Consider the following 4,739-nt stretch of genomic DNA (forward strand, 5'->3'; position numbering starts at 1 on the left):
GCCTGGAGCCCCACCATACACCCGGCTCCGGCTCTTGAATGCGGACCGTGCCGACCAGCCGGTCGGCGGCGACGCCCATCATCGAGAGCGCGACGATCGGGATCGCCGTGTCATCCGTCGCGTCGCGGTCGTCGCCGTCGAAGATCCGCTGCTCGTCGCAGAAAACGGCACGGCGCAGTGCATGGGCCTGCTGCCGCTCCCAGTCGGAGGTCGCGAATTTCACCTGGAACTCGCTGGCCCGGTAGGGCTCGATCGGCTCGAAGATCATTTCGTCAGCATCCTTTCATAGGTGGAAAGGGCCGAGCAGGCGCCGCACTTGCCGCAGCCCGCCTTGATGTCCACGGCCTTGAGACCGCTGTCGACAAGCATTCGGGAAAGTGGCCCGAGGATCGCATGCATGAAATCCGGCTTTGGCGCAGGATGGCTTTCGAGCGGCGTGCCGGAGATCGGAACGAAGGGCACGACGAACGGGTAGACGCCGATTGCCACCAGCCTTTCGCAGATGTCGAGGATCGCCTCACGCGTGTCACCGAGCCCGGCAAGGATGTAGGTTGAGACCTGTCCACGGCCGAAAACGTCGACCGCCGCCTTGAACGACGCCATGTATTTCTCGACGCTCACCTGCGCCTTGCCCGGCATGATTCGGGCGCGCAACTCCGGGGTGACCACCTCGAGATGCATGCCGAGCGCATCGATGCCGGCATTCTTCATGACCTGAAGCCAGATGTCGTCCTCCGGCGGCTCGCACTGGGCCTGGATCGGCAGATCGACGGCTGCCTTGATGGCGCGGGCGCTCTCGGCGAGCACGGACGCGCCCCGGTCGGACCCCTTCGGCGTGCCGGTCGTCATCACCATGTGCCGCACACCGTCGAGTTCCACCGCGGCCTTGGCGACCTCGGCAAGCTGCGCAGGCGTCTTGTGCGCAACGGTACGGCCGGCGGCGAGCGACTGGCCGATTGCGCAGAACTGACAGGTCTTGGTGCGGCTCTGGTAGCGGATGCAGGTTTGCAGCACCGTCGTTGCCAAAACGTCGCGTCCATGCAGCACGGCGATCTGCGAATAGGGAATGCCGTCGGCCGTCGAGCGCTCGTAGAAGCGTGGCCTGAGGGGGAAGGAGACCTCACCCAGCACGGTGCCGTCGCGGCTGATGCGGCTGCGGCCGGCCGCATCCGGCTTGTCGACGAGATAGGGACTTTCGAAGGCCGGCGCGGTATGCACCGGCACCATCACGGTCATGCCGTCGATGGTCATCGCCTTGTGATCGGACGGTCCTGCCCCGCCGCGCCGGCTTTCGTGGCCGGCCTTCGGGTCAACCAGCCTGGCTCCGAAGGACTGCAACTCGTTGATCAGCGTCTCGGTCGGAAGAAGGGTCGATGTCCGCATCGGTCGTGGTCCTTGTCTCGGGAAGTGCGAAGGAAGTTTCAGCGGCGACCATCGGCGTCGTCGCGCGGTCGTCGACGACGAGGTGCAGCAGTTCCGGCCGGGCGTAGTGCCCGACCGAATCCATCATGCGCTTGCGCTTGACGATAAGGCTCATGTCGAGGTCTGCGATGAGAATGCCCTCGCCCTCGGTGATCGGCGGGGCGAGATGTCTGCCCTCCGGCGAAATGATCGCCGTCATGCAACCGCCGCGCAGCGCCTTCTGCAGGCTCTCGTCCGGCGTCACGGAGCGGATCTGCGCGTCGGTCAACCACCCTGTGGCGTTGATGACGAAGCAGCCGCTTTCCAGCGCGTGGTGGCGGATCGTCACCTCCATCTGCTCCGCGAAGATCGGTCCGACCATCGAACCCGGAAACTGCGCGGCATGGATCTCCTCGTGCTGGGCCATCAGCGCGTAGCGGGCAAGCGGGTTGTAGTGTTCCCAGCAGGCAAGTGCGCCGATGCGTCCGACACGGCTGTCGACGACGGTCAGCCCCGAGCCGTCCCCCTGGCCCCAGATCATGCGCTCATGGAAGGTCGGCGTAATCTTGCGGCGCTTCAGGATCAGCCTGCCGTCGGCGTCGAAGACGAGCTGGGTGTTGTAGAGCGAGCCGTGGTCGCGCTCGTTGACGCCGAGGACCACAACGATCCCGTGCTCCCGCGCGGCATCGGCGACGGCCCGCGTCGCCGCGCCCGGCACCGTGACGGCCTCTTCATAGAGGCGGACATGCTCGCGGCCGGACAGAACCGGCGGCAGCACGAAGGAAAAATAGGGATACCAGGGAACGAAGGTCTCCGGGAAGACGACGATCTCGGCGCCTTTCGCGGCCGCCTCGCGGATCGTATCGAGGACACGCGCGAGCGTCTTCTCGCGGGAGGTGAGGTCCGGTGCGATCTGGGCCGCGGCAGCCCGGACGATCGATGGTGTCGGCATGGCGATGCCTCCTTTCTCCGGCGGGAGGCGGAGGGAAACCCGCCTCCGGTCTCGGGTGGGTCAGAGCGTCCAGGTGTCGAGGATGAAGGCACCGTCGCGGCGATGGATCAGGATGAGGTCCAGCACGTCGAGCGGACTGATCGGCTTGATCCCGGGGATGAGCGACGGCTCGCCGTGGCCGTAGAGCGCCTGCAGGGCGAAGCGACACGCATAGACCTTGCCGCCTTCCGCCATGAAACCGGTGATCTGGTTGTTGAAATTCAGGTGCCCCGGAAAGGCCTCGTCGCCGAGTTTCGGGAAGCCGCGCTGCACGCCGAGCGTCACGCCGGGGCCGTAGAGCAGCACTGAAGTCTCGAATCCCTTGCGTTTCAGGCGCTTGGCCTGCAGCAGGTTGACGAGACCGATCGAGCCCTCGAAGGCAACGGTGTGGAAGGTGATGAGTGCTTTCTCGCCGGGCTGGGCCTGGACGTCTTCGAAAACCTTCTCCTCGTAATCGACGAAGAAGTCGCCTTTCTCATGGGCTGGTTTGGTGACTGCGGGCATGAATGGCTCCTGTGGTTGTACGCAGGCCCTCGACGGGGTTACGGCCATTCAATTGCAATCCGCATGCCAGATTGATTTTGCACAAATAGCAATCAATTTTCATCATTACACATACAATAATGCAGTCAATTGTGACACCGCAGGCAGATAAGTGACGGTTAGACGGGCAATCGGATGATGAAAGTGAATCCATGCACGCATGAAATGAGTGCAGTCAATTTGCAATCAAATCTGTTTGCCGAAATGGCGATACGGCATTTCATCATGTGGATGCGGCGCCATTTTCGCGTGACAGGATCGGCGTGCAACAATATACGGTCAATGTGGGCCGGCAACGGCCGCCTCCGTCACGAACGCGGCATATGACATGAAAGACTGGCACCCGGATCTCGGCCGATCTCCAAACCCTCGCTACATGGCGATCGCGGACGTGATCGAAATGGATCTGAGGAGCGGGGTGCTCGCCGTCGGAGACCGGTTGCCGCCGCAGCGCATTCTTGCGAAACGCCTCAATATCGATTTCACCACCGTTGCGCGCGGCTACGTCGAAGCGCAAAAGCGCGGCCTCGTCGATTCCCACGTCGGGCGCGGCACATTCGTCACCGGCGGAGCGGACAAGGACAGGCGTGGCTTCGCTTCCGACGCCGCGCCCGATCCGCGCCGCGTGTCCGCCGTCGACTTCTCGATGAACATGCCGCCGGAACCCGACGATCCGGGCCTGATCGCACGCATGCGCGAAGGAATGTCGGCGGTCGCGACGAACCTCATTCCGCTTCTGCGCTACCAGGGTTTCGGTGGCTCCGGCATGGACAAGGAAGCGGCGGCGGCCTGGCTCAGCCGGCGGGGGCTTGTGCCGTCGCAGGAGCGTATCTTCGTGACGCCGGGCGCGCATCCGGCGCTGCTTGCCATTTTCAGCATGGTTGCCAAGCCGGGCGAAACCGTTCTGTCGGAAAACATCACCTATCCCGGCATGCGCTCGATTGCGGCCCAGTTGCGGCTCACGCTCGCCGGTCTGCCCATGGATGCCGACGGCATCCTGCCGGACGCCTTTGCCGAGACCTGCGAGCGGGCAGGACCGAAGGCGCTCTATCTCAATCCGACGCTGCAGAACCCGCTGACACTCACCATGCCGGAAAAGCGGCGCGAGGAGATCGCTGCCGTCGCGCGAAAATACCACGTGCCGATCATCGAGGATGATGCCTACGGCTTCATCCCGCTGCACGCGCCGCCGCCGCTTGCGGCGATCGCGCCCGATCTCACCTGGCATATCGGCGGGCTTGCGAAATGCATCGGTGCTGGATTGCGTCTCGCCTTTGTTGTGGCGCCGGACACCAAGGCGATCTGGCCCTTCGTAAGTGCGGTGCGCGCCAACAACGTCATGGCCTCGCCGCTCAATGTGGCGCTCGCAACGCGCTGGATCGAGGACGGCACGGCTGACGGCATCCTGCGCTTCATCCGCGCGGAGGCCGCGGCGCGGCAGAGGATGGTGGCGGAGATCCTGCCCGGCGGCACGTTCAGGGCGGATCCGATCAGCTTCAACATCTGGCTGCCGCTCACCAACGGCTGGACCCGCTCGACCTTCGGCGCCCATATGCGCAATGCGGGCATCGGCGTCGTCGCCAGCGATGCCTTCACCGTCAACGGCGAGGCACCCGAAGCGGTCCGCGTCTGCCTCGGCGGCCCGATTTCCCGTGATCGTCTGCGGGGCGCGCTCGACTTCATGGCGCATGCGCTGGAAGGCCCACCCGCGATGGCCGCCTCGTTCTTCTAGGCTCAGGACTCATTGATCAGAGCCAGAAGATGACGGTCGCGGCGATGCATATTGCGGAGAAGAAGGTGTGCG

Annotated in this window: 5 protein-coding genes; 1 reads left to right on the top strand and 4 read right to left on the bottom strand. The window is 64.4% G+C overall.

The features are described from left to right. From LXM94_RS10770 to LXM94_RS10785, 4 genes are all read right to left on the bottom strand, one after another. A partial coding sequence (locus tag LXM94_RS10770) for an MSMEG_0567/Sll0786 family nitrogen starvation N-acetyltransferase (protein WP_329605604.1) occupies nucleotides 1-268 on the bottom strand: 268 nt, incomplete at its 3' end. Then, entirely contained in the window at nucleotides 265-1,383 is a 1,119-nt protein-coding gene (locus LXM94_RS10775) for an MSMEG_0568 family radical SAM protein (protein WP_235771265.1), read from the bottom strand. The genes LXM94_RS10775 and LXM94_RS10770, both read right to left, overlap by 4 nt. After that, a complete protein-coding gene (locus tag LXM94_RS10780; RefSeq protein ID WP_235771267.1) occupies nucleotides 1,310-2,353 on the bottom strand; it encodes a Nit6803 family nitrilase in 1,044 nt (347 codons plus the stop codon). The genes LXM94_RS10775 and LXM94_RS10780 overlap by 74 nt, the downstream gene beginning before the upstream one ends. A gap of 60 nt (nucleotides 2,354-2,413) precedes the next feature. Further along, nucleotides 2,414-2,896, bottom strand: coding sequence for an MSMEG_0572/Sll0783 family nitrogen starvation response protein (locus LXM94_RS10785; RefSeq protein ID WP_235771268.1), 483 nt, complete (start codon nucleotides 2,894-2,896; stop codon nucleotides 2,414-2,416). A gap of 367 nt (nucleotides 2,897-3,263) precedes the next feature. Between LXM94_RS10785 and LXM94_RS10790 the strand changes: the two genes are divergently transcribed. After that, entirely contained in the window at nucleotides 3,264-4,667 is a 1,404-nt protein-coding gene (locus tag LXM94_RS10790) for an aminotransferase-like domain-containing protein (protein WP_235771269.1), read from the top strand. The last annotated feature ends 72 nt before the right edge of the window (nucleotides 4,668-4,739 follow it).

Origin of the sequence: Rhizobium alarense (assembly GCF_021555155.1) — a bacterium.
Classification (GTDB): Bacteria; Pseudomonadota; Alphaproteobacteria; order Rhizobiales; family Rhizobiaceae; genus Rhizobium_D; species Rhizobium_D alarense.